This is a genomic window from Sphingobium sp. FG58 (genome assembly GCF_057809055.1).
This window is the reverse complement of record NZ_JBMDJF010000004.1, coordinates 169,624-195,484: the sequence shown is the minus strand read 5'-3', so window position 1 is coordinate 195,484 and position 25,861 is coordinate 169,624. Positions and strand designations below refer to the sequence as shown.

Here is a 25,861-nt window from a genome sequence, read left to right as displayed (position 1 = left end):
ATGACGGTGTGACAATCACCCCGCCCTTTCGTGTCGTCGAAAATGACTATTATATGACACGCTACTGTCGCACGAATGGCCAAGGCGTCGCTGAAACGCACAAAAAAAGGGCCGATCCGAAGACCAGCCCATGAAAGTTTAGGAGAGGATGCCTGAAAGGCACCTCCTATGTCCGACAAATCACGCTTTGCTGCAAGTGCGAAATCCTTGTTCGCGATTGCAAAATATGCACCCGTCGCAATTACGGTGCGTTCCGTAGCGGAATTCTAAGCGCGTCCATGCGCCGGATGACAACGATACCCAGAGAATCATGGATTGGCGGACGCATCATGTTGCACCGACTCGCGCTGACCAGGGCTTCACCTGCCGCTGCCGATGTGTAGATTGGTCCGGTTGCGACTGCGCAACCTTCCCGCCTGTCCTGATCGGAGCGAACCAGCGATGCCCCATACCACCGACAAAGCTGACCAGCCCTGGTGGAAGGGGGCGGTCATCTATCAAATCTATCCGCGCAGCTTTCAGGACAGCAATGATGACGGCATTGGCGATCTGAACGGCATCACGCAAAGGCTGGATCATATCGCCCGGCTGGGGGCGGATGCGATCTGGATTTCGCCCTTCTTCACCTCGCCGATGCGGGACTTCGGTTACGACATAGCCGATTATTGCGATGTCGATCCGATCTTTGGCACGCTCGCTGATTTCGATGCGCTGGTCGCCCGCGCCCATGCTTTGGGCCTCAAGGTCACGATCGACCAGGTCTATGCCCATAGTTCCGACCTGCATGACTGGTTCGCACAAAGCCGCGCGAGTCGCGGCGGCGACAAGGCAGACTGGTATGTCTGGGCCGACCCCAAAGCGGACGGCACGCCGCCCAATAACTGGCAATCGGTATTTGGTGGCCCGGCCTGGACTTGGGACGCGCGGCGCGGCCAATATTATATGCACCAGTTCCTGACCAGCCAGCCGCAACTCAACGTCCACAACCCGCAAGTGCAGGACGCGCTGCTGGACGTCATGCGATTCTGGCTGGATCGCGGCGTGGACGGCTTCCGCCTCGACGCCTTGAATCATGCGATGCACGACCCCGATTTCCGCGACAATCCCCCTGCCCCCGACGATGGCAGTCCCCGCACCCGCCCGTTCGACTATCAGATCAAGCGCTACAGCCAGTCGCACCCCGGCGTCGTCCCCTTTGTCGAGCGTATCCGGGCGCTGTGCGACGCATATGGCGCGATCTTCACGGTCGCCGAAGTCGGCGGGGCGATCGCCGAGCAGGAGATGAAAGCTTATACTGCTGGGGCTAACCGCCTCAACAGCGCCTATGGCTTCACCTTCCTCTACGCGCCTGCCTTGACCCCGGCGCTGGTCGCGGAAACGGTCGATCGCTGGCCCGACGAACCGGGCATGGGCTGGCCAAGCTGGGCGTTCGAGAATCATGACGCCCCCCGCGCCCTGTCGCGATGGTGCGCGCCCGAAGATCGCCCCGCCTTTGCCCGGATGAAGATGGCGCTGCTGATGGCGTTGCGGGGCAACGCTATCCTCTATCAGGGGGAGGAACTGGGGATCACCCAGGTCGATATCCCGTTCGAGCGGTTGCAGGACCCCGAAGCCATCGCCAATTGGCCGCTGACCCTGTCGCGTGACGGCGCACGCACGCCGCTACCCTGGTCTGCCGACGCCAAGCAGGCGGGATTTTCCAGCGTCGAACCCTGGCTGCCCCATGGCGAGGATCATCTCGCGCTGGCCGTGGATGCGCAGGAGGGTGACCCCGGTTCGCTGCTCAACTTCACCCGCGTGATGCTGGCGCTGCGCAAGGCGAACCCGGCGTTACGGCATGGCGCGCTCGACATAGTGGTCGCTGACGACGCCTGCCTTGCGTTCCGGCGGACCAGCGGCGACCAGTCTTTGCTCTGTATTTTCAACCTGTCGCGCGAGGCGACAGCATGGCCCGCAGGCGTTGACGAGTCAGGCCGTATCCTGAGCGCCGTCAACGGAGCAGCGCCGGGTGACCTGCCGCCTTATGCTGCCCTGCTGATCGAGCAATGAGGCTCAGGCGGCGACGAGGTCCCCGCTCAGCATGTCGCTTAGCCGTCCCCGGATGATCGCTTCGGCATCACCGACGATCCGCCTGATCAGCGCGTCGCAGGTCGGGATGTCGCGGATCAACCCCTGCACCTGCCCGGCCCAGACCAGGCCCGCGTCCAGATCGCCCGTCTCCAGCGCGACCCGGCCCTTGGCGCCCGACACCAGCGGCTGGATATCCTGAAACACAGCGCCCTCGCGCAGCGAAATTTCGACCACCTGATCCGACACGCTATTCTTGGCGACACGTCCGGTATTGTGGAATTTGCGGAAGATGAGGTTCGTCCCCCGCTCGTCATTGTCGACCAGAAACTGCTTCACATTGTCATGGATCGGCGCTTCGACCGTCGCGCAGAAACGGGTGCCCATGTTGATGCCATCTGCCCCCAGCGCCAGCGCGGCGGCCAGCCCGCGCCCGTCGCCGAAACCACCGCTGGCGATCATCGGGATGGTCAGCTTGTCGGCAGCGGCGGGGATCAGGATGAGGCCGGGAATATCATCTTCGCCCGGATGCCCGGCGCACTCGAACCCGTCGATCGAGATCGCGTCCACGCCCATCCGCTGCGCCGACAGGGCATGTCGCACCGCCGTGCATTTATGGACGACGATAACGCCATGCGCCTTGAAATCGTCGACATGTTCCTGCGGCTTATGCCCGGCAGTCTCGACGATCTTCACGCCGCTGTCGATAATCGCCTTGCGATATTCGGCGTAAGGCGGCGGATTGACCGACGGCAGGATGGTGAGGTTCACCCCGAACGGCTTGTCCGTCATCGTGCGGCACCGCTCGATTTCCCGGCGCAGATCGTCGGGCGTCGGCTGGGTCAGCGCGGTCAATATGCCGAGGCCACCCGCGTTGGAGACAGCGGCGGCCAATTCCGCCCGGCCGACCCACATCATCCCGCCCTGAACGATCGGATGCTCGATCCCGCACAGATCGGTAAAGCGCGTCCTGATCCCCATTACAGCGCCTCCACGATCGTCACATTGGCAACGCCGCCGCCTTCGCACATCGTCTGCAAACCATAGCGCTTGCCGCGCGCCTTGAGCGCATGAATCAGCGTCGACATCAGCTTGGTCCCGCTGGCCCCCAGCGGATGACCCAGCGCAATCGCGCCGCCATTGACGTTGAGCTTGGCCGGGTCGGCACCAATCGCTTTCAGCCACGCCATCGGGATCGCGGCGAACGCCTCGTTCACCTCGAACAGGTCGATGTCGTTCATGCTGAGACCGGACCGCTCGAACGCGCGCCGGGTCGCCGGGATCGGCTCTTCCAGCATGATGACCGGGTCGCCCGCCGTCACCGTCAGATTGACGATGCGGGCAATGGGTTTCAGGTTGAAGCGCTTGATCGCCGCTTCGCTGGCCACCAGTACGCCCGACGCGCCATCGGTCATCTGGCTGGCATTCGCGGCGGTGATGGTGCCGCCTTCCTCCAGCGTCTTGACGCTGGCCATCGCTTCCATTGTCCCGCCGCGCCGCACGCCGTCATCGGTGTCGAACAGGCCTTCGGGCGTTTCCACGCCGACGATCTCATTCTTGAATGCGCCGCTGTCGATCGCCGCTGCCGCCTTGGCATGGCTGGCAAGCGCAAAGGCGTCCATATCTTCGCGGGTGAAGCCATATTTGTTGGCGATCGCCTGCGCGCCGTGGAACTGGCTGAATTCAGCCACGCCATAGCGCTTCTGGATGCTCTTGGGCCATGGTCCGACGCCCAGGCCTGCGGCCGCGTGGAGCTGATAGTTGGACCCCATCGGCACCCGCGTCATGCTTTCGGCACCCGCCGCGATCACCAGATCCTGCGTGCCGGACATGATCGCCTGCGCTGCGAAATGCAGCGCCTGTTGCGATGAACCGCATTGGCGGTCGATCGTCACGGCAGGCACGCTATCGGGCAGGTTCGACGCCAGCACCAGATTGCGACCAAAGGCAAAGCTTTGTTCGCCCGCCTGGCTGACGCAGCCCACGATCACATCCTCGATCGCGGCGGGATCGACCCCGGTGCGGTCGACCAGTGCATTAAGGATGGTCGCGCCCAGATCGGCGGGATGCACGTCGATCAGCCCGCCCTTGCGCGCGCGGCCCCCGGCGGTGCGGACGGCTTCTACGATATAGGCTTCTGCCATGGTCTCAAACTCCCCTAAAATTGGCAGGGCGTTTTGCAAGCAACGCGCTCAGCCCCTCTTCGCTTTCCCGTCCGGCACCTGCCGTCGCCATGCTGCGCAATTCGCGGTCCAACTGCGTCTCCAGCCCGGTCTCGAAACTGTCGGCCAGCAGCGCGCGGCTGGCGGCCAGCGCTGCTACAGGCGCGTCGGCCAGCGCCGTGGCGACCTTCAACCCTTCGGCAGCCAGCGCCTCATCGTCCACGATGCGCGTCACCAGCCCGATCGCCTCGGCCTCATCCGCCTTGATGCGGCGGTTGGTCAGGATGATCTCCTGCGCCTTGCGCAGCCCCACCAGACGTGGCAGCAGCCAGCTGAGGCCACCGTCAGGCGTCAGCCCGATCGCGCCATAAGCGGCGGTGAAATGGGCCGATCGCGCGCCGATGACCACATCGCCCAGCATGGCGAGGCTGAACCCAGCGCCAGCCGCCGGGCCATTGACCAATGTGACCAGCGGCTTGGGCGCGCGCGCCAGCCGGGCGACGGCGGCGTGGAAAGTGGCGATCAACTCGCTTAGCACTTCCGATCGCTTGTCGCCTGCGCCAGCCAGCAATTGCACGTCACCCCCGGCGCAGAATAGCCGGCCATTGCCGGTCAGCAGGATACAGCGGATCGCCTCGTCGGTCTGGCAGCGGATCGCCGCCGCCAGCAGCGCGCGCGCCAGCGGCAGGGTGATGGCATTGCCTGCTTCCGGCCGGTCGAGCGTGATCCGCCCGATCCCGTCCTCGACCGTAAAGGCGATCCCGTCCATCAGCGCGGCGCCATGCGGATCGCGCCGTCCAGGCGGATGACGTCGCCGTTCAGCATCGGGTTGCGGACGATCGATTCGACCAGCTGCGCATATTCGGCGGGCTTGCCGAGGCGACTGGGATGCGGCACCTGCGCCCCCAGTGCGTCCTGCACATGTTGCGGGAAGGCCTCCAGCATGGGGGTAAGGAAAATGCCCGGCGCGATCGTCATGACGCGGATCTTGTGCTGCGCCAGATCGCGCGCGATCGGCAGGGTCATGCCGACGACGCCGCCCTTGGACGCGCTGTACGCCGCTTGCCCGATCTGCCCGTCATAGGCCGCGACCGATGCGGTGTTGACGATGACGCCGCGCTCGCCGTCAATCTCGTTCGCCGCAGCAAGCCGGGCGGAAAATTTGGAGATGACGTTGAACGTGCCGATCAGGTTGACGGTCACGGTCTTGGCAAAAGTGTCAAGCGGATGAGGCGCATTCTCCTTGCCCACCGTCTTGACCGCAGGCGCGATTCCCGCGCAGTTGACCAGGATGCGGGCAACGCCATGTGCCGCCTCTGCCGCGTCCAGTCCCGCCGCCACGCTGGCGTCGTCGGCGACATTGACCCCGACATAGACGCCGCCCAGTTCGGCGGCGACCGCCTTGCCCGCTTCCTCATTCAGGTCGAAGATCGCGATCTTGGCACCCTGCGCCGCCAGCATCGTTGCCGTAGCCTTGCCCAGACCCGAAGCGCCGCCCGTAACAATGGCAGCCAAACCCTTGATATCCATAAATACTTGCCCCTATTCGGTCAGACCAGTTCGATCGCCATCGCGGTCGCTTCGCCACCGCCGATGCATAGGCTGGCGACGCCGCGCTTCAGCCCGCGCGTTTCCAGCGCGCCGATCAGCGTCGCGACGATACGCGCGCCCGATGCGCCGATCGGATGGCCCAGCGCGGTCGCGCCGCCATTGACGTTCAGCTTCTCCGCCGGAATGCCCAGTTCCTTCGCCGCAATCATCGCGACTACGGCAAAGGCTTCGTTGACCTCGAATAGATCGACATCGTCGACCGACCAGCCTGCCTTTTCCAGCAGCTTGCGCATCGCCGGGACCGGGGCCGTAGTGAATTTCGATGGCTCATGGGCATGCCCCGCAGTCGCGACCACGCGGGCGACGACCTTCATTCCCTGCTTGTCGGCCACGCTCTGCCGCGTCATCACCAGCGCGGCTGCGCCATCGGAAATGGACGAGGCGTTGGCGGCGGTAATCGTGCCATCCTTGACGAAGGCGGGCTTGAGGCCGGGGATCTTGTCCGGCCGCGCCTTGCCCGGCTGTTCGTCGGTATCGACGATCGTGTCGCCGCCCCGACCCTTGACCGTCACCGGCGTGATTTCGCGGACGAAAGCGCCGCTGCCGATCGCGGCATTGGCGCGTTCGAGCGAACGGATGGCATAATCATCCTGATCGGCACGGGTGAACTGATAATCGCGCGCCGCTTCTTCGGCGAACACGCCCATCGCCTTGCCCGGTTCATAGGCATCTTCCAGCCCGTCCATCATCATCGTGTCGATGATCCGATCATGGCCGATCCGCGCGCCGCTGCGATGTTTGGGCAGGGCATAGGGGGCATTGGTCATGCTCTCCATGCCGCCGGCAATGACGACATCGACAGCGCCCGATGCCAGCGCCTCATGCGCCATGATCGCGGCCTGCATACCGGAACCACACATCTTGTTGACGGTGGTCGCTTCGGTGTTGAGGCCAAGGCCAGCGCCCAGAGCCGCCTGCCGCGCAGGCGCCTGGCCCAGACCCGCAGGCAGGACGCAACCCATATAGATGCGATCGACCGCATCGACCGAAACGCCCGCGCGCTCGACCGCCGCCTTGACCGCCGCAGCGCCCAGCTCCGTGGCCTTGAGCGCGGACAATGCGCCCTGAAACCCGCCCATCGGCGTGCGGGCATAGCTGGCGATGACTACCGGATCGTCCTGCATATCAATTCCTTTCAAAGACTGCGCGCAATGACCATGCGCTGGATGTCCGACGTGCCTTCGTAAATCTGGCATACCCGCACATCGCGATAGATTTTGGCGACGCCATATTCTTCCAGATAGCCATAGCCACCCAGTGTCTGAAGCGCGCCCGATACGATCTGTTCAGCGGCTTCCGATGCAAACAGCTTGGCCATCGACGCTTCGGTCAGGCAGGGCTGGCCCGCATCCTTGACCCGCGCCCCGTTCAGCACCAGCTGCCGTGCCGCCTCCAGCCGGGTGGCGAGGTCGGCGAGGCGGAAACCCACCGCCTGATGCTCCATGATCGGCTTGCCAAAGCTCTTGCGATCCTTGGCATAGGCGACCGCAATGTCCAGCGCGGCCTGCGCCATACCGACGCATTGCGCGGCGATGCCGATGCGGCCGGTTTCCAGATTGGCGAGGGCAATGCGGTAACCCTGTCCCGGCTGGCCGATCAGCAGCTCATCCTCGACAAACATATCGTCGAAACGCAGCGCGCAGGTGTCCGATGCGCCCTGCCCCATTTTATGTTCGACCTTGTCGACGCTGTAGCCGGGCCGATCGGTCGGCACGATGAACACCGACAGGCCTTTCTTGCCCGCGTCCGGGTCCGTCACCGCGACCACCATGACGACGCCCGCAATCTTGCCCGACGTGATGAATTGCTTGGCGCCAGTGATGCGCCAGCCGCCATCGACCTTGATCGCGCGGGTCCGCACTGCCGATGCGTCCGACCCGGCATCCGCTTCGGTCAGGGCAAAGGCGCCGATGGTCCGCCCGCCGATCAGGTCGGGCAGGAAACGCGCCTTCTGCGCATCGCTGCCATCCTTGAGCAGGCCGGATACGAGGATGCTGTTCTGGATCGACACGATGGTGGACAATGCCCCGTCCGCCGCCGCCAGCTCGATCAGCGCCAGCGCATAGGAGACGGCGTCTGTTTCCGCCCCGCCATAGCTTTCCGGCGCAGTCATGCCCCACAGGCCCAGCCCCGCCATCTCTTCAAACAGAGCAGGCGGATAGCCGCCTTCCGACTCGAAGCGCGCGCTGTGCGGACGGATCGTGTCCTGCGCGAAGCTGCGCACCGTATCGCGGATGGCCGTCTGGATTTCGGTCAGCATAAAACCCAATCGTCTCCTCTATACTCATGGGTATATTGATTATTTGCGGGTTTCTTGTCAAGACAAACGGGTAAGGAGACCAGCTTGCCCCAACCGAACGCCGCCCCATCCCCCTTCCGATCGCGCGAGGAGCGAGAACGTGACCGTGAGGAGAAGCGAGAGGCCGTGCTGCGGGCGGCGGTGCGGATGTTCAACGCGCGCGGTTTTCACGCGACTTCGCTGGACGACGTTGCTGCGAGCCTGGGGATCAGCAAACCCACCATCTACCATTATCTGGGTAATAAGGAGCAGGTGCTGATCGAGTGCGTGACGCGCGGGCTGGAATTGCTCAGCGCCGCTGCCGATACGGCGCGCGCGCAGCCCGGCAATGGCCTGGCTCGACTGCGCAGCGTTCTGCGTCGTTACTCCCTGGTGATGATGGACGATTTCGGGCGCTGCGTCGTGCGCACCGGCGACGAATTTCTCTCTGCCGAAGGGGCTGCGCTGTTCCGCGCGCGCAAGCGGGCGATCGACCTGTCGATCCGTGCGCTGATAGAGGATGGCATCGCCGACGGTTCGATCGCGCCGCTCGACGTGCGCATGACCGCTTTTGCCCTGGCGGGCGCGCTTAACTGGCCGGGACGCTGGCATGAGCCGGACGGGCCGCTGAGCGCAGAGCAGGTCGCCGATTCGATGGTCGATATACTAACTGTCGGTCTTGCTCCGCGCGGCTGATCAACCAGTCGCGAACAGGGCGCGCACTGCGTCCGGCACCCGTTCCGCCCGCAAACCGCCGGGCCGGGTCGCGTCGGGCGTGGTCCAGACGCGCTTTTCGGTGCATTCGACGCATAGCCGTCCATCGAGCGACAGACGGTGCGCAACCGTGAAGCTGCTATTGCCGAATAGCGGCGCGTCCGCCTCCACCAGCACATCGTCGCCATAGGCGGTCGGCACGAAGAAGCGGGCTGATACATCCACCATCGGGAAACCGGCAAAGGGCATAGTCGCCAGCATCTCACGCTTTTTGGGCAGACCCGCCTGTTCGAACAGCAGCATGGTGCTTTGGCCGAAAATGTCGAAATAGCGGGGGGCGTGAACGATACCGGCGGGGTCGCAATGGCCCCATTCGATGCGGACGATCCGCTGGAGAAATACTGTCACGCGATGATGGTCTTTCCTTGCAAAATAGTCTTTTCCGCCATGTCTTCGGCAGTGGGCGGTGGCGGCACGAGCAGGCCGCGCTGCACCGCCGGACGTTCGGCGATCCGGTCATACCAGCGCAAGATGTTCGAAAAGGCACTGATGTCCACCCCAGCCCAGTCATGGCCGCGTATCCAAGGAAAGCAGGCGATGTCGGCAATGGAATAATCACCCACCAGATAATCACGCGCCGCCAGTTGCGCGTCCAACACGCCAAAAAGTCGCTGGCTTTCGCGGACATAGCGGTCGATCACCGATGGCAGTTTTTCGTCGAAATAGCGGGTAAACACCGTCGCCTGCCCCATCATCGGGCCAAGCCCGGACATCTGCCACATCACCCACTGGATCACCCGGCTGCGATCCTTGGCATCAGCGGGGATGAAACGGCCATATTTCTCTGCCAGATAGAGCAGGATCGCCCCCGATTCAAAGATCGCGAAATCCCCCGCCTCATGATCGATCAGCGTCGGGATGCGGCCATTGGGGTTGAGCGCGACATACCAGTCCTGTTTCTGCACCCGGTCGGTCAGCGCGATCGGTGTCACCCTATAGGGGACGCCCAGTTCCTCCAGCAGGATCGAGACCTTCCAGCCATTGGGCGTCTCCGACGTCAGCAATTCGAGCATCCGCTTCTCTCCATGGCGGGGTCAATGCCCGCTCTTGTATCACCCAAAGCAAAGTGCGGCCGTTCCGGCAAGGCGAGTGGCGGCGCTATCATTGGCAGTGACAGGTTGCGCGGCCGCCCGCCGGGTAGCGCCACTGATAGTATAGACAGACGACTTGTGGGCGATGGCCCGGCCCTGCACCACAGGCTGCGAAGGCGCACAGACGCTGCACATCATAAGGTGAGGAAGCCTGCCATGTTGACGCTCTACAGCTTCGGTCCGGCCGCCAATTCGATGAAGCCCCTGCTGGCGCTTTATGAAAAGGGGCTGGAATTCACGCCGCGCTTTGTCGATCCGACCCGGTTCGAGCATCATGAGGATTGGTTCAAGGCGATCAATCCGCGCGGTCAGGTGCCAGCGCTCGACCATGACGGCCATATCATCACCGAATCGACGGTGATCTGCGAATATCTGGAGGATGCCTTCCCCGATGCCCCGCGCCTGCGCCCGACCGATCCGGTGACCATCGCGGAGATGCGCGTCTGGACCAAATGGGTGGACGAATATTTCTGCTGGTGCGTGTCCACCATTGGCTGGGAACGGATGATCGGCCCGATGGCGCGCAAGCTCAGCGATGAGGAGTTTGAGGAGAAGCTCAAGCATATCCCCATCCCCGAACAGCAGGCCAAATGGCGCAGCGCGCGTGCTGGTTTCCCCAAAGAGGTGCTGGACGAGGAAATGCGTAAAATCCGCGTGTCGATCGACCGGCTGGAGAAACGCCTGTCGCAAAGCCCCTGGCTGGCAGGTGACGATTATACGCTGGCCGATATCTGCAATTTCGCGATCGCGAACGGGATGCAATTTGGTTATGCCGACATCGTCAACGGGCAGGCGACGCCGCATCTGCTGGCCTGGATCGACCGGATCAACGCCCGCCCCGCCACCCAGGCGATGTTCGCCAGATCGCAGAGTGAAATGCCGCCGCGCCCGGCCATGTCGGCGGCGTGACGCCCATGGCTTGGTATGACCAACCGGCTGGCGGCCAGCTGCGCATGTATCATATCCCCGGCTGCCCCTTTTCCGAGCGGATCGAGTTGCTGCTCGACCTGAAAGGGCTACACGGCATCATGGCCGATCATGAGATCGACATATCGCAGCCGCGCCCCGACTGGCTGCTCGCCAGGACGCGCGGCACGACGTCGCTCCCGGCGCTGGAACTGGAAAATGGCGAAACGCTGAAAGAGAGCATGGTCATCATGCGCTATGTGGAGGATCGCTTTCCCGATCCCCCGGTGGCGCGGCATGACCCTTATGAACATGCTGTCGAGGCAATGCTGTGCGCCACCGACGGACAGTTTACCGGCGCTGGCTATCGCATGATCCTGAACCGCGATCCGGTAAAGCGCGACGAGCTTAAGGCCGAGGTTGATGCGCAATATGCGCGGCTGGACGATTATCTGCGCCATTATGCGCCGGACGGCGATTATCTGTTCGACCGGTTCGGTTGGGCGGAGGTTGCGTTCACACCCATGTTCAAGCGGTTATGGTTTCTCGACTATTATGAGGCCTATCAAATCCCGCAGAGTCTGACCCGGCTGCTGCGCTGGCGCGAGGCGTGCCTGTCGCACCCGGTCGCCCAGCGCCATCATGGTCATGCCGAGCTGATGACGCTCTATTATGATTATGCCCAGGGCGGCGGCAATGGTCGCCTGCCGCAGGGACGCAGCGTCTCCAGCTTCACCCTCGACCCACCCTGGACCAGCCGCCCCATGCCGCCGCGCGACAAATGGGGCACGCCCGCCACCGACGCCGAACTCGGCCTGATTTCCGCATAAGGATTTACCCCATGCCCAATATACTCCAGCATTATATCGATGGCCAGTGGGTCGACAGTCAGGGTGGCCGCGTCATCCCTGTCATCAACCCGGCGACCGACGCCAGCGCGGCCGACCTGATCCTTGGCACGGCGGCCGATGTCGACGCGGCGGTGATCGCCGCCCGGCGCGCGTTCGAGAGTTTCTCCCTCACCAGCCGGGAGGAGCGGATCGCGCTGCTCGAACGCATCATGGCTGAATATCAAAAGCGCATCCCGGATATCGCCCGCGCCATCGCCACCGAAATGGGCTGCCCCATCTCGATCGCCCAGACCGCGCAGGCGGGGTCTGGCCTCGGTCATCTGGGACAGGCGCTCGCGGCGCTCAAGGATTATGCGTTCAGCGAGAAGATCGGCAATAACCGGGTGGTGCGCGAGGCGATCGGCGTGGTGGCGCTGATTACGCCATGGAACTGGCCGATGAACCAGATCCTCGCGAAGGTCGGTCCGGCGCTGGCGGCGGGCTGCACCATGATCCTCAAACCCTCCGAAGAAGCGCCAAGCTGCGCCGCGATCTTTGCCGAGATCATGGACGCGGCGGGCGTGCCGCCGGGCGTGTTCAACCTGGTGCAGGGCGATGGCGAAGGCGTCGGCACCGCGCTCGCCAAACATCCCGATATTGATATGGTGAGCTTCACCGGATCGACCCGCGCGGGCATCATGGTTGCCAAAAATGCCGCCGATACGGTCAAGCGCGTCGCGCAGGAACTGGGCGGCAAGTCGCCCAACATCATCCTGGAAGGCACGCCGCTCGACGTCGCGCTACCCGGCGGGGTGGGCGGCGTACTGCTCAACAGCGGCCAGAGCTGCGTCGCGCCGACGCGGATGCTGGTGCATCGCTCGCAGCATGACGAAGCCGCGCAAAAGGTCGGCGCGCTGTTCGCTGCCAAGACGGTCGGCGATCCGCAGGCTGAGGGCGACCATATCGGCCCGGTCGTCAGCCAGCGCCAATGGGACCGCATCCAGTCATTGATACAGACCGGGATTGATGAGGGCGCAACGCTGGTGACCGGCGGTCTGGGCCGTCCCGAAGGCATGGAGCAAGGCAGCTATGTCCGCCCGACCGTGTTCGCCAATGTGACGCCGGACATGACGATCGCGCGGGAGGAGATTTTCGGCCCCGTGCTGGTGCTGATGCCCTATGATGATGATGAGGCTGCAATCCGCATCGCCAACGACACGCCCTATGGTCTGGGCGCCTATGTCGCGGGCGATCCGGCCCATGCGCGCAAATTCGTCAGCCGCCTGCGCGCGGGCGCGGTGTTCGTCAATGCCGGTGGCCTTGCCTTCGACATGCCCTTTGGCGGCTACAAACAGTCGGGCAATGGCCGCGAATTCGGCCGCTTCGGGCTGGAGGAGTTTCTGGAGGTGAAGTCCGTCATCGGCGCGCTGCCGGAAGACGTGGACTGATGGCGACGCTGCTGGACGCAGACGCGATTGAGGACAGCGCACGGCAGGCGCCCGCGCTGATCCGCTATCTCGACGAGGGCGATTTCGTCACCCGCCGCTATGTGTCGCAGGGGGTGGAGATCAACACCGGCCGCTATCGCGATTATCCGATGGTCGTGCGCGACGGGATGCCGATCCGCGATCATTTCGCTTTCGACACCCATGGCTTCATGCTTGGCAAGCATCGCACCGCGATCAGCGATTTTTGGGACAAGGCGGAGGTCGACCGCCTCTATCTGCGCGAGTGCGAGACGGCGATCCAAAGCCTCACCGGCGCAAGCTGTGTGTCGGCGGGCGGCTGGATGATCCGCACGTCGGCTGACCTCACTGCGAGGGCGCAGGAGAAGGTCGCCAATTATCGCCATGAAGGCGGTATCCAGCCACCGGCTGGCGAGGCGCATGTCGACTATAACGAGATTACGGGGCGACGCGCGGCCGAGCGCGCCTATGCTGCCGTCTTTCCCGATGGACCGGGCTATAAACGCTATGTCTGCGTCAGTTTCTGGCGCTGCTTTTCGCCCGGCCCGCAGGACTGGCCGCTGGCGGTATGCGACGGGCGTACCGTGTCGGACGAGGAAGCGACGTCCAACACATTGTTCGTGGTCGATGCCTTTCCCGTCGGCGATGCGCTGACCGCGCCGGTCGATGGCGAGGATCAGATGATTGCCGCATCGATCTTCCGCCATCGTGACCGTCACCGCTGGTGGTATTTCTCCAACATGGCGGCGGACGATGTGCTGCTGTTCAAATTTCAGGACAGCGACCATGACGTCACCTGGCGCTGCCCGCACACCGCCTTCCACGACAGCAGCCTGCCCGGCACAAGGACGCGGGCCAGCATTGAGGTGCGGGCGGTCGCCTTCTTTGAGTGACCCTCAATTCGAAGGCATTACCACCACCGGCTTGACCACCGCGCCGCTTTCCGATGCCGCAAAGGCGGCTTCCAGATCGGCGAAATCATAGCGCTGGATCAGCTTTTCCAGCGGCAGGCGGCCTTCGCGATAGTAAGTGATCAGGCGCGGGATGAAGCTCTGCGGGTCAATGCCGCCTTCCACCACGCCGACGATTCTTCGCCCCATGCTCATGATCGACGACGGGTCGATGGTAAAGCCGCCGGGCGGATAGGCTCCCACCAGCGCCAATGTGCCGCGCTGCGCCAGCCGGTCCGCCGCAAGACTGAGCAGGGCAGGCACGCCGGTGGTATCAACGATATGGTCGAACAATCCATCGCGCGTGGCCAGATCATCCCCCGTCTCTGTCGCGCCCAACTCCCGCGCCAGGGCCAGTCGACTGGCATGGCGGTCGATCACCGCGATTCGCCCTGCCCCTGCAATCACCGCCGCCATCAGCGCCGACAGGCCGACAGCGCCCGCGCCCAATATCGCAATCGACTGGCCCGGCTGCACCTTCAATGTTTCCAGCACCGTCCCAGCGCCGGTCTGCACGCCGCAGCCGAGCGGTGCCAATATGTCGAGCGGTAGGTCGCGGTCGATCCGCACCACATTGTCGCTATGCGCCAGCGCGTGAGTGGCAAAGGCCGACTGGCCGAAGATGTTGCTGCCGATCCGCTCGCCCCCGCGCCAGATGCCGCCCTGTCCAGCCTGCGTCACGCCCAGAAAATTGCGCGGCACGAATTCCACGCAATAGCCGGGCTGATGATCGTGACAGGCTCCGCACGCGCCGCAACTGTGGAAGCTGAGCAGCACATGGTCGCCGGGTGCGACGCCGGTGACGCCCGGTCCCACCGCATCCACCACGCCAGCCCCTTCATGCCCCAATATGACCGGGAAAGGGATGGGCAACGCGCCATCGCGCATCACCATGTCGGTGTGGCAGATGCCACAGGCATGGAGCCGCACCCTGATCTGGTCAGGACCGGGCGCGTCCATCGCCAGCGTTTCGAAACGGAAGGGGCTGCCAGCCCCCTCCACCACTGCCGCGTCGATCGCGATGCTGTCCATGATCAGAAGTCGAAGCCGAAGCGGACATACCATTCGCGCGGCCGGTTATAGGTGCCGAAGATCGCACCCGCCGCAATGTTCGACCCGCCCGACGTCAGGAAGCGCTTGTCGGTCAGGTTGGTGCCGCCCGCCGTCAGCGACCAGTGGCCGTCCGGCGCACGATAGCTGATCGAGGCGTTGACGATGTCGGTCGATACCCGCTTGAGCAGCAAGGTCCGCTGCGTATCGTTCCACGCGCTGGACGTGTAGGTCCAGTCGGCCAGCAGCACGACCGACCCGCCATTGCCCAGCTTGGCTTCGTAACGCGGACTGAGATTGACCTTCCATTTGGGCGTCTTGGGCAGGGTTTCGCCCACCAGCGTTCCCGCCTGGAACGGATTGGCACCGCCCACGGCGGCAGCGCCCGGTGATACCGACGTATATTGCGCGTCGATATAACCAACCGCTCCGTTGATGGTCAGGCCATCGACCGGCGCGGCCACCATTTCCAGCTCGAAGCCCCGGATGCGCGCATCGCCCGCATTGGCGATGGTGGGCGATGTGCCGACCTGGATATTGAGCTGGATGTCACGATATTTGGTCGAGAAAACCGCTGCGTTGAGTTGCAGATGGCGATCGAGCAAAGTGGACTTGATCCCTGCTTCCCAGGTCGTCGCCTTTTCCTCGTTAAAGTCCGGCGCGACATTGCCCTGCGGGTTGGTCAGGCGCGTGGTCCAGCCGCCGGTCTTGTAGCCCTTCGACCAGCTGCCATAGAGCATGACATCTTCGGAAGGATGGATTTGCACGCCGATCTTGGGCGAGAAGTCGTTGAACTTCTTGCGATTGACGCCCGGCGTATAGACCCGCACGGGATTGGTCGGATCAGGATAGCTCAGCCCCACCTGGCACGGGATCGGGGCTAGCGGGAAGGCGCCGTCGGGGAAGATATTACCATTGGCGTCTGCGCAGCCGAACAGCTTGTAGTTGAAGCCGTTCAGTTCCTGCTGGCCACCCTCGAACCGCTTGCGTTCATTGGTGTAGCGGCCGCCGATGGTGATGCCGATCAGGTCGATCGGCCGATAGTCGATCTGGCCGAAAAAGGCGTAATTTTTGGTGCCAAGCTGGTTCGGTCCATCGACCTGCACCATACCTTCGCCAAAGGTCACATAGTCATGCAGGTCGCCCGCTTCCTTGAAATAATAGGCACCCAGCACATAGCGCAGCTTTTCATCAAACGCATTGCCGAGCAGCTGAAATTCCTGGCTGAACTGCCACTGGTTCATGGTGAAGCTGAGTTGCAGGAAGTTGAGCGGCGATCCGTCGGCGTCCAGCCCTGCATTCCAGTGCAACTCACGATAGGCGGTGATCGATTTCAATGCGACATTGTCGGCCAGGTCGAAATCGACGATGCCACTCAGACCCCAGCTTTCCAGATTGGAATAGCTGTTGCTGCTGGCATAGCTGCGGTCCTTGTTGGCGATCAGATAGCGGCCATCCCAGGGCAGCCGATCATTGGCCGGATTGCCATCGACATTCGCGCTGGCGACGCTGGCCAGCTGGAATTGCGGGTTGAACTGGGTGCCAGCCACGCCGCACAAGGCCTGGGCATTGCGGGCTGCAATTTGCGCACCGGTGCTGCCGATGCAGAAATTATACAGTCCCGCGAACAGGAAACCGGTGGTGCCGGTCGGATCGAACGCTGTGCCGGGCAGGTTGGTCGTGCCAGCAAAATTGCCGGGAACGAATTCCGCCGTGCCGATCAACTTGTTCGCCGACGTACCCTTGTCCTTGCTATAGTCGCCGGAGAAGGTTGCCCGCACTGCGCCACCATTGTCCCAGCGCAGCTTGCCGCGCAGGTTCCAATTGTCATTTTCGCCTTCCTTGCCCGCGCTGTCATAGCCAGCGGCCGAGAAAGCGGTGAAAGGCGGCGCATTGTTGGCGCGCTGGTCGGGATAGGGCAGGCGCTTCAAAAACCCGTCGCGCGACTTGATGCCGAAGGTGAAGGCGGAGCTAAGCCCGTCGGTGATCGGCACGGTCACGGAACCCCGCGCCTGGAACAGCTTGTAACTGCCCAGCGTCACATCGCCCTTGGCCGTAAATTCCTTGCCCGGATCGGCAGTGACGATGGAGATCGCGCCGCCGATCGTGTTGCGGCCGAACAACGTCCCCTGCGGCCCTTTCAGAATTTCGACCCGTGCGACGTCCAAAAGATCCTGGTTCGCGCCGACCGTCCGGGCCAGATAGACGCCGTCCAGATAGATGCCGACGCCCGGATCGATGTTGAAGGCAAAGTCATCCGATCCGATGCCGCGAATATAGGCAGCCAGGACGGCGGTGGAGCCGGAAAAGGGGGTGCCAGCGTCCAGATTGACGTTGGGGGCGATGGCGGAGAGTTGCGACACACTGCCGACCGCGCGTTCCTGCAAGGATTCAGAGGTGAAGGCCGAAATCGCGATCGGCACGTCCTGCACATTTTCCGCGCGCTTCTGTGCGGTCACGACGATCTCGGCGATGCCGCCGCTCTGTTCGGCCTCCTGCGCCATTGCCGGTGCCGCGACCAGCGCGCTCGACGCCATCAGCATCGCAATCATGGACTTGCCCATCTTCATCCTCCCAAAAATGCCTCGCCTGTGTCGGCGACTTGGGATGATGATAGGCGCAGCGACGGGGCAGGTCTTGGATTAGGGCGAACCGGCTATCAGGACGCAAGCGAACGCCCATTGCCACTCCGCCACTGGCTGGGCGCCACGCCGAAGTGCCGACGAAAGCAGCGGGTGAAGAAAGCGGAATCGTTGAACCCCACCTCGAACGCGACGTCGGTGATCGTGCGCCCGTCCTCGCGCGCCAGCAAAGCCGCCGCCCGCTCCAGCCGCCGCGCGGTGATGAAGGCGGTGGGGGTCAGCCCGACATGGCGGACGAAGCTTTTTTGCACCGCACGGGGAGAGAGGTCGAGCGCCTGGCCGATCAATGCCGTACCAAGGTCGGGATTGCCCAGATGCTCCAGCACATAGTCGACCGGGGAGCGCGGCAGCTGGATAGCGGGCCGCTCCAGCGTGCTGCGACGGCAGAGCATCCGCGCGGCGTCCGCCAGCAGCACCCCGGCATCGTCATCCAGATCGGCAAACTGGTCCCGCTGCGACCACAGGCCATGGAGCACATGGGCCAAAAACAGGACGTTGGGATTGGTCGATGGCATCAGACAGCCATGCCAATCGCGCCCGGCAATATCATCGCCCATCATCGCAATCGGCACCTGAAGGATCAGGCAGTCGTTATATTGCGAAATGTCGATGGCATAGGGGTGGCGGTCATCGGCGATCACGATATCGCCGATCCGCGCGGTGCTGCTGCGGTCGCCATGCAGCATGGTCATCGACCCGCGATGGAGCAAATGGAGCAGCAGATGCCGTTCATCGCCATCGGTCGCGACCCGGCTGACCTGCGCCCTTTCGCTGCGCGCGCGTGCCAGCCCGACGCCGCCCAGCGACCAGCGCGCCAGATCGGCCTTGATGCCTTCGGGCGCATGGGCGGTCATGCCGGGGAAGGCTTCGGCGACAACCTCACGCCAGAAACGCTGGCGACGCGGCGGCGGCACCAGCCGGGTGGAAAAGCGCTCGACCGCGCTCAGCGGACCCACTCCGCACGATCAACACCATCATGAGCCATAACCGGCATCCCTCTCTCTGCCCGTCGCGACGCTATTGCTGGTCGTCAACGAGTCATCCCACAGGAAGAGAAAGTATCCCAGGCATACTAAATTGGCAATATGGCCGATATATCACAGCCTACCAGCGCAGCAGTGCGATCAATTCCCTGCGCCATGGCCAAAGGAGTATGGCGTTGAGCAGGAGGGTGACGATACCGAACGCATATTCGACGACGCCCGGATCCAGCACGAAATTCCAGTAACCGATCACGACATTGAGCGGCACACTGGCCAGCGCGGCGGGCAATACCGCGCGGTTCGCCAACACCAGCAGCGCCACGACCACCTCCATGACCTTGATCCACGCGAACAAGCCGCTGTGGATCAGCGCCAGGGTGAATTCCTGCGCCAGCGGCGTGTTACCCAGCGGCTGAAGGTCGAAGGGGGTGAAATATTCCACCCCTGAAAATAGGAACCAGCCACCATAGATGATCCGCGCGGCGGTAAAGACAGCGCCCTGCCCCCGCCCCTGTGCGTCCAGCGCGATCATGGTCAGAAGCCGGCGGGCGTCGCGTCGAGCAGGATCGTCTTGCTTTCCAGATAGGGGTGCAGTCCTTCCACGCCGCCCTCACGGCCGATCCCCGATTGCTTGAAACCGCCAAAGGGCAGGCCGAATTCCAGCTTCATGCCATTCTGCCCGAACCCGCCCGCGCGGATACGGCGACCGATGCGATAGGCAGCGTCTGCATCATTGGTCAGCACCGATCCGTTGAGGCCAAAGGCGCTGTCATTGGCGATGCGGATCGCATCCTCCTCATCATCGGCGGGGATCAGGCACAGCACAGGTCCGAAAATCTCCTCCTGTGCGATGCGGCTCTTATTATCGACATTGGCGAACAGGGTTGGTTCGATGAAATAGCCCTTGTTCATATGGGCCGGACGATTGCCGCCGGTGACCAGATCGGCACTTGCCCGCCCCAGCCCGACATACTCCTCCACCCGTTCCAGCTGGCGCTGCATCGCCACCGGACCGAGTTGGGTATCAGGTGCGTCGCTATGGCCGATGCGGATGCCCTGCATCACCTTGGCGATCGCGTCGGCCAGTTCGTCATGGCGGTGACGCGGCACGATGGCGCGGCTCAGCATGGCGCACACCTGTCCACTCATGATGGTGATGGTATTGCCCAGGATTGCGGCAGCGACTTCGATGGGGAAATCGTCACGGACGATGGCCGCCGACTTGCCGCCCAGTTCCAGCGTACAGCGCGCGACCCGCCCGGCGCACACTTCGCCGATCCGCTTGCCCGCCAGTGTCGATCCGGTGAAAGTCACCTTGTCGATGCCGGGGTTGCGGACCAGATGGTCGGACGCATCGCGCCCCGCCGCGACCAGATTGACGACCCCCGCTGGGACGCCTGCCGCCTCCGCCGCTTCGGCCATGATATAGGCCTCCAGCGGGGTTTCGGGCGATGGCTTCATGATGACGGTGCAGCCTGCCACCATCGCATAGGCGACCTTGGCCGACATGATGCCATAGGGCGCGTTCCATGGTGCGATCGCCGCGACGACGCCAGCGGGTTCCTGCGCCACGATGGCGGTATGGACCTGACTCGACGGGCGCTTTTCGACGAAGGGGAAGCTGTCGGCATAGCCCGCGATCGCCATCAGCGTTGCGGTCGCTCCGCCCGTCATGATCGGCGCGAAGCTGGCGAGACCACCGACCTGCGCGGTCCAGGCGGCGGCCAGTTCAGGCGCGCGCTTGCCCAGTTCCTCCCCCATCCGCCGCAAAATTGCGCCGCGCTCGGCTGGCGCCATGGTCGACCATGGCCCGTCATCAAACGCCTTGCGCGCGGCAGCGACGGCGCGGTCCATATCCGCTTCCGTGCCATCGACAACGCGCGCGATGACCTCCTCGCTATTGGGGGAGACGATTTCGATCATCCGGTCGCCCGTCGATTCGACCCATGCGCCGCCAATGAACAGCTTGTCGGGATGGGCGATATGGATGTTGTCGGGAACCATGGTCTATCCTCTTCCTGGTCGGCGCTGCACGCCTACTCAGCTTGATACTATAACGAACGTTATAATTGTCGCAAGCTGTTGCATCGGCTTTTTTAGCGCTTGACAGTCCGGGTCCGGCTAACCCTATTGTATCATTCGTTACGATAAAATGAGAGGAATGCCGATCCATGATCCGCCCGCTGGAGCAGGCCGCGTGACCAGCGACGCCACGGGTTTTACCCCGCGCCTGATCGTGTCGCTGGTCCTGTGCGGTCTGGTGCTGTTCATCGACGGCTATGATCTGGCTGCGCTGCCTCTGGCGCTGCCCCATATCGCGACGGCGCTCGACATTCCGCCCGCCCGTTTTGGTTTTGCCCTGTCGGCGGTATTGCTGGGGCTGGGCATTGGCGCGGTCCTGCTGGCACCGCTAGGCGACCGCTTCGGCCGCCGCCGGACGATCATCCTCTCTGTCATCTGTATCGGCCTGCTGACCATGGCAACCGCCAGCGGAACGAGCATAAGCGGCTTCATCGTCTGGCGCTTGCTGACCGGTCTGGCGCTGGGGGCATGTCTGCCCAATGTCACCGCACTGGCCGCCATCTGGGCGCCACCGGGACGACGCGCCAGCACCTTGACGATCGTATCGCTCGGCATCTCCTTTGGCGCGATCGCCGCGGGTTTGATTGCGCCGCCGCTGGTTGCGCTGGGCGGGTGGCGCGCCCTGTTCCTGCTGCCGGGTGCCGCGACATTGGTGCTGGCCGCAGCCCTTTTCCTGCTATTTCCGGCCGAACAGAAAATGGCGCCATCGGCTGATGACCGGGCCGTTCGCCCGCTTGCCCGTATATTGCGCAAACCATTACGGTTCCCGACCGTCATTTTTGCATTGCTCTATGGTATCAATGCCTTCGGCCTCTATCTTATCACCAGTTGGGTGCCGACGCTGTTGCCGCAGGCGGGCTTTACACTGGATCAGGCAGCGCGCTCGATCACCATCATCCAGTCGGGTGGCTTGGTCGTTGCTCTCGCGCTCGCCTGGCTGATCGATCGCAATCATGCCGTGCTGGCGCTGGCGGGTGCCTATGTCACGATCATCGTCGCCTTTACCCTGCTGGCGATCCTGCCCGCTGACCCTTTGTCGTGGAACATGCTGCTGCTCGTCGCGGGCGGCGGCATTGTCGGGGTACATCTGTGCATCATGGCCGTCGTCACCGGTGTCTTTCCGCCCGATTGCCTGGCTACTGCTATCGGCTTCGGCGTCGCCGTGGCCCGGATCGGCGCGATCGGCGGTCCACTGGCCGGTGGCTGGCTGATCGGCCAAGGCGCAGGGCCGGACCAATTTTTCCTGTTCGCCATCCTGCCCATGGCGCTATGCCTGCTCATCACATTGGCCCTGCCCGCCGCGCGCCGCGCGGGCCAGCCTGACGCGACCGCTTAATCGATCAGCCGGAATCCGACGGCAAAGCGCAGCCCGACCACCCAGGCGTCGCGGATGGACGGGTCGGCGGCGGGATTGCGGACATATTGCATATTGGGCTGCACCGTCAGCCAGGGTGAAAGAGGCGCGCGATAGGTGACTTCGGCGACGGATTCGGAACGGCCTGCGCCACTGGCGCGGCGATAGTCGGCGGATGTCGTGGCGGTAATGACCGCCAGACCCAATTCATCCTCCGGTCGCCCGGCCAGTGCGCCTTTCCATTTCACGCCCATACTGGCGAACCGGTCGAACATATTGAACCGGCCGCTCGACGTGCCGAGCCGGAAGAAGCCGTCAATCTGTTCCTCACCATCACTCATCAGCGGCATTTCGCCGCGCAGATAGACACCGGCATTGCCCTGTCCCCGACTTCCGTCCCACGCATCGAAGGTCGCGGTATAGCGCCAGTGACCCAGCAACAGCCGCGCACCAGCGACAGGCGCTTCCAACTCACCGATCAGCAGCGCGCCGTCGCCCTTACCGAGCTTGATCGCGGTGCGGGCGGGATGATCGGGATCGCCCGGCACCCCGTCCAGCACGGCGGCGCGCACGGCCCAGCCCTTGGCAGGCCGCCATTCGACCCGCGCCGCCAAAGATGTCGAAGGGAAGATGGACGGGCCATTGCGACCGGTAAGCGAAATGTCGCTGCCAATACCATGGGCGCTGCCGACGAACACACCAGCGGCGTCGAGCGAATCAAATTCCGAATTGAGGTCATACAGGCCCGCGCGCAGCGACAGGCCGGGCGCGACCATCTGGTCGATCCACGCTTCATAAAGTTTGAACGCCCGCGTCCCCGTCTCGATATTGCTGACGGCATGGGCGTCGCCCACCGCGTTGGAGATCGACGCGCCATTATTATAGATGCCATAGACATGCGCTTCAGCCCCGCGCCAGCCCAGCATCGCCTCCAGATCGGCCTCCAGCACAATGTCCAGATTGTCGAGATAGCGTGCGCGCCGCTTCACCCCGCCCGCTACATTGCCCATCACTTCGCCGGTATAGGTGACCTCCAGCAGCAGCGGTCCCTGTTCCTCGTCAATCTCCCCCGCCGCATGGATATGCGAATGGGGGCGCGACGGCATCGCATCGCCCGCCGCGGCGGCCAGCAGCAAAAAGGGGGCGATCATCACCATGACGGGACCAGGGGGTAAGCATGAATCATAGCCACAGGCACAATAAGGGCTTGGCCACGCCGTCGATAACGGATCATCCTCGATCGACGCCATAGCTGACTGAAAACCACCCCCGCTTCGGCAGGAATATGCGCAAGGCTCGCAGCGATCATTTGACGCGCGGCGCAGGACGCCATAGGCGCACGCTCAGTTTCAACCCACGGGGTGTCCTGGCGCTGTCAGGGCTGAGAGGCGGATCGGGCGCAGGGGGCGTCCAGTCGGCAAACCCGCGAACCTGATCCGGCTCACACCGGCGGAGGAATAGGGATATGCGTTTTTACGCCATTACGTCACCTGCCATCTCGATCGCGCTGCTCCTGGGAGGGGGTATTGCCCATGCCGATGACAGCATCGTCGTAACCGCGCGCGGCCGCGAGGAAGCGGAAATCCGGGTGCCGGACACGATCGCCGTCTATGGTCCAGCCGCCATCGCTGCGCGCCGCCTGACCACGATCGACGATTTCATCGCCGCGACGCCGGGCATTTTCATGATTCATGATCAGGACCCCGGCACCAACCTTATTTCGGTGCGCGGCATATCCACCAACCGCAGCCAGTCGCCGTCTATCGCCTATATCGTCGATGGCCTCGCGCTGCCCGATTCGGAACTGTTCACGCTGCGCCCCTATGATCTGGCGCGGGTCGAGATTTTGAAGGGGCCGCAGGGCGCACTGTTTGGCCGCTCGGCATCGGGCGGGGCGATCGCCATGACGACCAATGATCCCGGCCCGGACTGGGGCGGCGAGGCAGCGGTCGGTATCGGCAATGGCCTGACCTGGACCGCCGATGGCGTGGTCAACGCGCCCGTGTCGGATCAGGTGCAACTGCGCCTGTCCGGCTCCTATCGCAACAGCGACGGCTTCATCCGCAATAGCTTCCTCGACAAGAAGGTCGATGGCAGCATCAGCCGCAATCTGCGCCTGAAGGCGAAGGTCGCGCTCAATGAAACCGCCACCTTCCGCTTCCGTCTGGGCTGGGCCAATGAGGAAGGCGGCGCGGCCTATATCTCGTCGGGCAATGTCACCGGTCTCTATGGCGGGCGACTGTCGGGCGCGGCGCTGACCAACCCGTTCGGCGATTTTGAAGGCCGGGCATCGCGCACATGGTGGGGCGCGCAGGCCAGTTATGAACAGGAAGCGGGCGATGCGCTGCTGTTCACATGGACTGGTGGCTATGATGATTATCACAAGGATTTTGTTGAGGAACTGGATTTTCGCAACGACAAGCCGCTAACCTTCTTTGGCGTCCCCGCCTTTCCAGATGGTATCCAACCCATCGCTCAACCCGTTGATATCAAGGCATGGACCAGCGAAACCAGGCTGGCCTCGCGTGGCGACGGGCCGCTGCGCTGGCATGTCGGCCTGTTCTATCAGCGGCTGGAGCGCGACCGCACCGATGATTTCGGGCCGCTGCTGTTCGGTGGCGAAGCGTTCCGCGCCGAAACCCGATCCAGCCAGATCGGCATTTTCGGCCAGGCCAGCTATGACATTACGGCGCAGGTCGAAGCGACGCTGGCACTGCGCTACGACCGCGACCGGCGCGAGGAAGATACGGTCGGCACCGTTAGCGGCACGACCGTTGCCCAGCGCGCCCGGACATTCGAGAAGTGGCAACCCAAATTGTCTATCGCCTGGCGTCCGACCGATCATCTGACCGCCTATGTCACCGGCGCGATCGGATTCAAGGCGGGCGGCTTCAACCCCCTGCCCGGCCCAGCCGACGTATGGCAAGCGGTGTTCCCGGCCGAAACCACCCGGTCGATCGAGGTGGGGGTCAAGGCCGAGAGCGCCGATGGCCGCATCCGCCTGTCGCTGGCCGGGTTCGTCACCGACTATGACAATTTCCAGAACACCGTATTCCTGGGCAATTCGGTCGTGCTGTCGGTGCCGCAGGTCGATGTCCACGGGATCGAGGCATCGGCGCAGGCGGCGCTGGGTGCAGGATTCAGTCTCGACGGTGGGCTGGCCTGGACCCACAGCCGCACCGGCACCTATTTCACCCCCAACCCCACGCCAGAACCCGGCGAACCCGCCATCCTCGACATGAGCGGCCAGCGGACCCCCAATGCGCCCGACTGGACCGTCAATGGCGGCCTGGGCTGGCAGGGCGCGGCTGGTCCGGCAACGGTCAATGTACGGCTCAGTGTCGCCTATGTGTCCCGCGTCGATTTCGAGATCGACAATATCCTCCATTCGCCCGGCTACACCTCGGTCGACGGGCGGGTCGGCGTCAGCCATGGGGCTTGGACTTTCGACCTGTGGGCCAAAAATTTGCTCGACAAGCGCTGGGCGATCTCGGCCTTTGGCCAGCAGCAATTGCCGCTGCTGCTGGGCCTCGGTCCCAATGGTCCATTCGACAGTTTCACCATCAACACCGGCCGCCAGTTCGGCGCCAGCGCCACCGTGCGCTTCTGACGAAG

22 protein-coding genes and 1 riboswitch are annotated in these 25,861 nt (G+C 63.5%); of the genes, 8 read left to right on the top strand and 14 right to left on the bottom strand.

Features of this window, described 5'->3' with window-relative positions; translation table 11 throughout:
- Positions 1-441: 441 nt before the first annotated feature.
- On the top strand, positions 442-2,049 hold the full coding sequence (locus tag ACODR8_RS07490) for an alpha-amylase family glycosyl hydrolase (protein ID WP_489006654.1): 1,608 nt from the start codon (positions 442-444) through the stop codon (positions 2,047-2,049).
- 3 nt (positions 2,050-2,052) lie between these two features.
- Here ACODR8_RS07490 and ACODR8_RS07485 read toward each other — a convergent pair whose 3' ends face one another.
- Genes ACODR8_RS07485 through ACODR8_RS07460 form a run of 6 tightly spaced genes read right to left on the bottom strand, consistent with a single transcriptional unit; the run spans position 2,053 to position 8,100 of the window.
- Positions 2,053-3,048 carry an NAD(P)H-dependent flavin oxidoreductase gene (locus tag ACODR8_RS07485; RefSeq protein ID WP_489006653.1) on the bottom strand — a complete coding sequence of 332 codons (996 nt, stop codon included), beginning with the start codon at positions 3,046-3,048 and terminating at the stop codon, positions 2,053-2,055.
- On the bottom strand, positions 3,048-4,211 hold the full coding sequence (locus ACODR8_RS07480; RefSeq protein WP_489006652.1) for an acetyl-CoA C-acetyltransferase: 1,164 nt from the start codon (positions 4,209-4,211) through the stop codon (positions 3,048-3,050). Before ACODR8_RS07480 ends, ACODR8_RS07485 begins: the two co-directional genes overlap by 1 nt.
- Before the next feature lie 4 nt (positions 4,212-4,215).
- Positions 4,216-4,998: an enoyl-CoA hydratase/isomerase family protein gene (locus tag ACODR8_RS07475; protein WP_489006651.1), complete on the bottom strand. Its 783-nt coding sequence runs from the start codon at positions 4,996-4,998 to the stop codon at positions 4,216-4,218.
- A complete protein-coding gene (locus tag ACODR8_RS07470) occupies positions 4,998-5,759 on the bottom strand; it encodes an SDR family NAD(P)-dependent oxidoreductase (protein ID WP_489006650.1) in 762 nt (253 codons plus the stop codon). Before ACODR8_RS07470 ends, ACODR8_RS07475 begins: the two co-directional genes overlap by 1 nt.
- Before the next feature lie 20 nt (positions 5,760-5,779).
- On the bottom strand, positions 5,780-6,964 hold the full coding sequence (locus ACODR8_RS07465; protein ID WP_489006649.1) for an acetyl-CoA C-acyltransferase: 1,185 nt from the start codon (positions 6,962-6,964) through the stop codon (positions 5,780-5,782).
- Positions 6,965-6,975: 11 nt separating this feature from the next.
- Complete coding sequence (locus ACODR8_RS07460) at positions 6,976-8,100, bottom strand: acyl-CoA dehydrogenase family protein (RefSeq protein WP_489006648.1); 1,125 nt, start codon at positions 8,098-8,100, stop codon at positions 6,976-6,978.
- A gap of 84 nt (positions 8,101-8,184) precedes the next feature.
- Here ACODR8_RS07460 and ACODR8_RS07455 point away from each other — a divergent pair, with 84 nt between their 5' ends.
- Positions 8,185-8,814: a TetR/AcrR family transcriptional regulator gene (locus tag ACODR8_RS07455; protein WP_489006647.1), complete on the top strand. Its 630-nt coding sequence runs from the start codon at positions 8,185-8,187 to the stop codon at positions 8,812-8,814.
- Here ACODR8_RS07455 and ACODR8_RS07450 read toward each other — a convergent pair whose 3' ends face one another.
- Together ACODR8_RS07450 and ACODR8_RS07445 are read right to left on the bottom strand one after the other, a co-directional pair.
- The gene (locus tag ACODR8_RS07450; RefSeq protein ID WP_489006646.1) at positions 8,815-9,240 is read right to left on the bottom strand and encodes an acyl-CoA thioesterase; all 426 of its coding nucleotides are present in this window, start codon (positions 9,238-9,240) and stop codon (positions 8,815-8,817) included. It abuts the gene before it with no gap.
- Positions 9,237-9,905 carry a glutathione S-transferase family protein gene (locus tag ACODR8_RS07445; RefSeq protein ID WP_489006645.1) on the bottom strand — a complete coding sequence of 223 codons (669 nt, stop codon included), beginning with the start codon at positions 9,903-9,905 and terminating at the stop codon, positions 9,237-9,239. Before ACODR8_RS07445 ends, ACODR8_RS07450 begins: the two co-directional genes overlap by 4 nt.
- Before the next feature lie 234 nt (positions 9,906-10,139).
- Between ACODR8_RS07445 and ACODR8_RS07440 the strand changes: the two genes are divergently transcribed.
- The 4 genes from ACODR8_RS07440 to ACODR8_RS07425 are packed head-to-tail and all read left to right on the top strand — an operon-like array spanning position 10,140 to position 14,078.
- Positions 10,140-10,892, top strand: a complete 753-nt coding sequence (locus tag ACODR8_RS07440) for a glutathione S-transferase family protein (protein ID WP_489006644.1) — start codon at positions 10,140-10,142, stop codon at positions 10,890-10,892.
- 5 nt (positions 10,893-10,897) lie between these two features.
- Positions 10,898-11,719, top strand: a complete 822-nt coding sequence (locus ACODR8_RS07435; RefSeq protein WP_489006643.1) for a glutathione S-transferase family protein — start codon at positions 10,898-10,900, stop codon at positions 11,717-11,719.
- 11 nt (positions 11,720-11,730) lie between these two features.
- Positions 11,731-13,167, top strand: a complete 1,437-nt coding sequence (locus ACODR8_RS07430; RefSeq protein WP_489006642.1) for an aldehyde dehydrogenase family protein — start codon at positions 11,731-11,733, stop codon at positions 13,165-13,167.
- The gene (locus ACODR8_RS07425; RefSeq protein WP_489006641.1) at positions 13,167-14,078 is read left to right on the top strand and encodes a CmcJ/NvfI family oxidoreductase; all 912 of its coding nucleotides are present in this window, start codon (positions 13,167-13,169) and stop codon (positions 14,076-14,078) included. Before ACODR8_RS07430 ends, ACODR8_RS07425 begins: the two co-directional genes overlap by 1 nt.
- A gap of 3 nt (positions 14,079-14,081) precedes the next feature.
- Here ACODR8_RS07425 and ACODR8_RS07420 read toward each other — a convergent pair whose 3' ends face one another.
- From ACODR8_RS07420 to ACODR8_RS07400, 5 genes are all read right to left on the bottom strand, one after another.
- The gene (locus tag ACODR8_RS07420; RefSeq protein WP_489006640.1) at positions 14,082-15,167 is read right to left on the bottom strand and encodes an NAD(P)-dependent alcohol dehydrogenase; all 1,086 of its coding nucleotides are present in this window, start codon (positions 15,165-15,167) and stop codon (positions 14,082-14,084) included.
- 2 nt (positions 15,168-15,169) lie between these two features.
- Positions 15,170-17,755, bottom strand: coding sequence for a TonB-dependent receptor (locus tag ACODR8_RS07415; RefSeq protein WP_489006639.1), 2,586 nt, complete (start codon positions 17,753-17,755; stop codon positions 15,170-15,172).
- 89 nt (positions 17,756-17,844) lie between these two features.
- Complete coding sequence (locus tag ACODR8_RS07410; protein WP_489006638.1) at positions 17,845-18,783, bottom strand: AraC family transcriptional regulator; 939 nt, start codon at positions 18,781-18,783, stop codon at positions 17,845-17,847.
- Between the two features lie 148 nt (positions 18,784-18,931).
- Positions 18,932-19,342 carry a hypothetical protein gene (locus tag ACODR8_RS07405; RefSeq protein WP_489006637.1) on the bottom strand — a complete coding sequence of 137 codons (411 nt, stop codon included), beginning with the start codon at positions 19,340-19,342 and terminating at the stop codon, positions 18,932-18,934.
- 2 nt (positions 19,343-19,344) lie between these two features.
- Positions 19,345-20,814, bottom strand: coding sequence for an aldehyde dehydrogenase (locus tag ACODR8_RS07400; RefSeq protein ID WP_489006636.1), 1,470 nt, complete (start codon positions 20,812-20,814; stop codon positions 19,345-19,347).
- 193 nt (positions 20,815-21,007) lie between these two features.
- Here ACODR8_RS07400 and ACODR8_RS07395 point away from each other — a divergent pair, with 193 nt between their 5' ends.
- Positions 21,008-22,228, top strand: a complete 1,221-nt coding sequence (locus ACODR8_RS07395; protein ID WP_489006635.1) for an MFS transporter — start codon at positions 21,008-21,010, stop codon at positions 22,226-22,228.
- Here the strand turns inward: ACODR8_RS07395 and ACODR8_RS07390 are convergent.
- Positions 22,225-23,403, bottom strand: coding sequence for a carbohydrate porin (locus tag ACODR8_RS07390; protein WP_489006634.1), 1,179 nt, complete (start codon positions 23,401-23,403; stop codon positions 22,225-22,227). The two genes, ACODR8_RS07395 and ACODR8_RS07390, sit on opposite strands and share 4 nt — an antisense overlap.
- A gap of 190 nt (positions 23,404-23,593) precedes the next feature.
- Positions 23,594-23,721, top strand: a riboswitch (TPP riboswitch).
- On the opposite strand from ACODR8_RS07390, the gene ACODR8_RS07385 reads away from it, so the two are divergent.
- Positions 23,712-25,856 carry a TonB-dependent receptor gene (locus ACODR8_RS07385; protein ID WP_489006633.1) on the top strand — a complete coding sequence of 715 codons (2,145 nt, stop codon included), beginning with the start codon at positions 23,712-23,714 and terminating at the stop codon, positions 25,854-25,856. It overlaps the preceding riboswitch by 10 nt.
- The last annotated feature ends 5 nt before the right edge of the window (positions 25,857-25,861 follow it).

What these genes read in the sequence shown, in the direction of transcription:
- ACODR8_RS07490 (WP_489006654.1), top strand. Translation starts at nt 442, where the DNA reads ATGCCCCATACCACCGACAAAGCTGACCAGCCCTGGTGGAAGGGGGCG.
- ACODR8_RS07485 (WP_489006653.1), bottom strand. Translation starts at nt 3,048, where the DNA reads ATGGGGATCAGGACGCGCTTTACCGATCTGTGCGGGATCGAGCATCCG.
- ACODR8_RS07480 (WP_489006652.1), bottom strand. Translation starts at nt 4,211, where the DNA reads ATGGCAGAAGCCTATATCGTAGAAGCCGTCCGCACCGCCGGGGGCCGC.
- ACODR8_RS07475 (WP_489006651.1), bottom strand. Translation starts at nt 4,998, where the DNA reads ATGGACGGGATCGCCTTTACGGTCGAGGACGGGATCGGGCGGATCACG.
- ACODR8_RS07470 (WP_489006650.1), bottom strand. Translation starts at nt 5,759, where the DNA reads ATGGATATCAAGGGTTTGGCTGCCATTGTTACGGGCGGCGCTTCGGGT.
- ACODR8_RS07465 (WP_489006649.1), bottom strand. Translation starts at nt 6,964, where the DNA reads ATGCAGGACGATCCGGTAGTCATCGCCAGCTATGCCCGCACGCCGATG.
- ACODR8_RS07460 (WP_489006648.1), bottom strand. Translation starts at nt 8,100, where the DNA reads ATGCTGACCGAAATCCAGACGGCCATCCGCGATACGGTGCGCAGCTTC.
- ACODR8_RS07445 (WP_489006645.1), bottom strand. Translation starts at nt 9,905, where the DNA reads ATGCTCGAATTGCTGACGTCGGAGACGCCCAATGGCTGGAAGGTCTCG.
- ACODR8_RS07440 (WP_489006644.1), top strand. Translation starts at nt 10,140, where the DNA reads ATGTTGACGCTCTACAGCTTCGGTCCGGCCGCCAATTCGATGAAGCCC.
- ACODR8_RS07435 (WP_489006643.1), top strand. Translation starts at nt 10,898, where the DNA reads ATGGCTTGGTATGACCAACCGGCTGGCGGCCAGCTGCGCATGTATCAT.
- ACODR8_RS07430 (WP_489006642.1), top strand. Translation starts at nt 11,731, where the DNA reads ATGCCCAATATACTCCAGCATTATATCGATGGCCAGTGGGTCGACAGT.
- ACODR8_RS07425 (WP_489006641.1), top strand. Translation starts at nt 13,167, where the DNA reads ATGGCGACGCTGCTGGACGCAGACGCGATTGAGGACAGCGCACGGCAG.
- ACODR8_RS07420 (WP_489006640.1), bottom strand. Translation starts at nt 15,167, where the DNA reads ATGGACAGCATCGCGATCGACGCGGCAGTGGTGGAGGGGGCTGGCAGC.
- ACODR8_RS07415 (WP_489006639.1), bottom strand. Translation starts at nt 17,755, where the DNA reads ATGAAGATGGGCAAGTCCATGATTGCGATGCTGATGGCGTCGAGCGCG.
- ACODR8_RS07405 (WP_489006637.1), bottom strand. Translation starts at nt 19,342, where the DNA reads ATGATCGCGCTGGACGCACAGGGGCGGGGGCAGGGCGCTGTCTTTACC.
- ACODR8_RS07400 (WP_489006636.1), bottom strand. Translation starts at nt 20,814, where the DNA reads ATGGTTCCCGACAACATCCATATCGCCCATCCCGACAAGCTGTTCATT.
- ACODR8_RS07390 (WP_489006634.1), bottom strand. Translation starts at nt 23,403, where the DNA reads ATGGTGATGATCGCCCCCTTTTTGCTGCTGGCCGCCGCGGCGGGCGAT.
- ACODR8_RS07385 (WP_489006633.1), top strand. Translation starts at nt 23,712, where the DNA reads ATGCGTTTTTACGCCATTACGTCACCTGCCATCTCGATCGCGCTGCTC.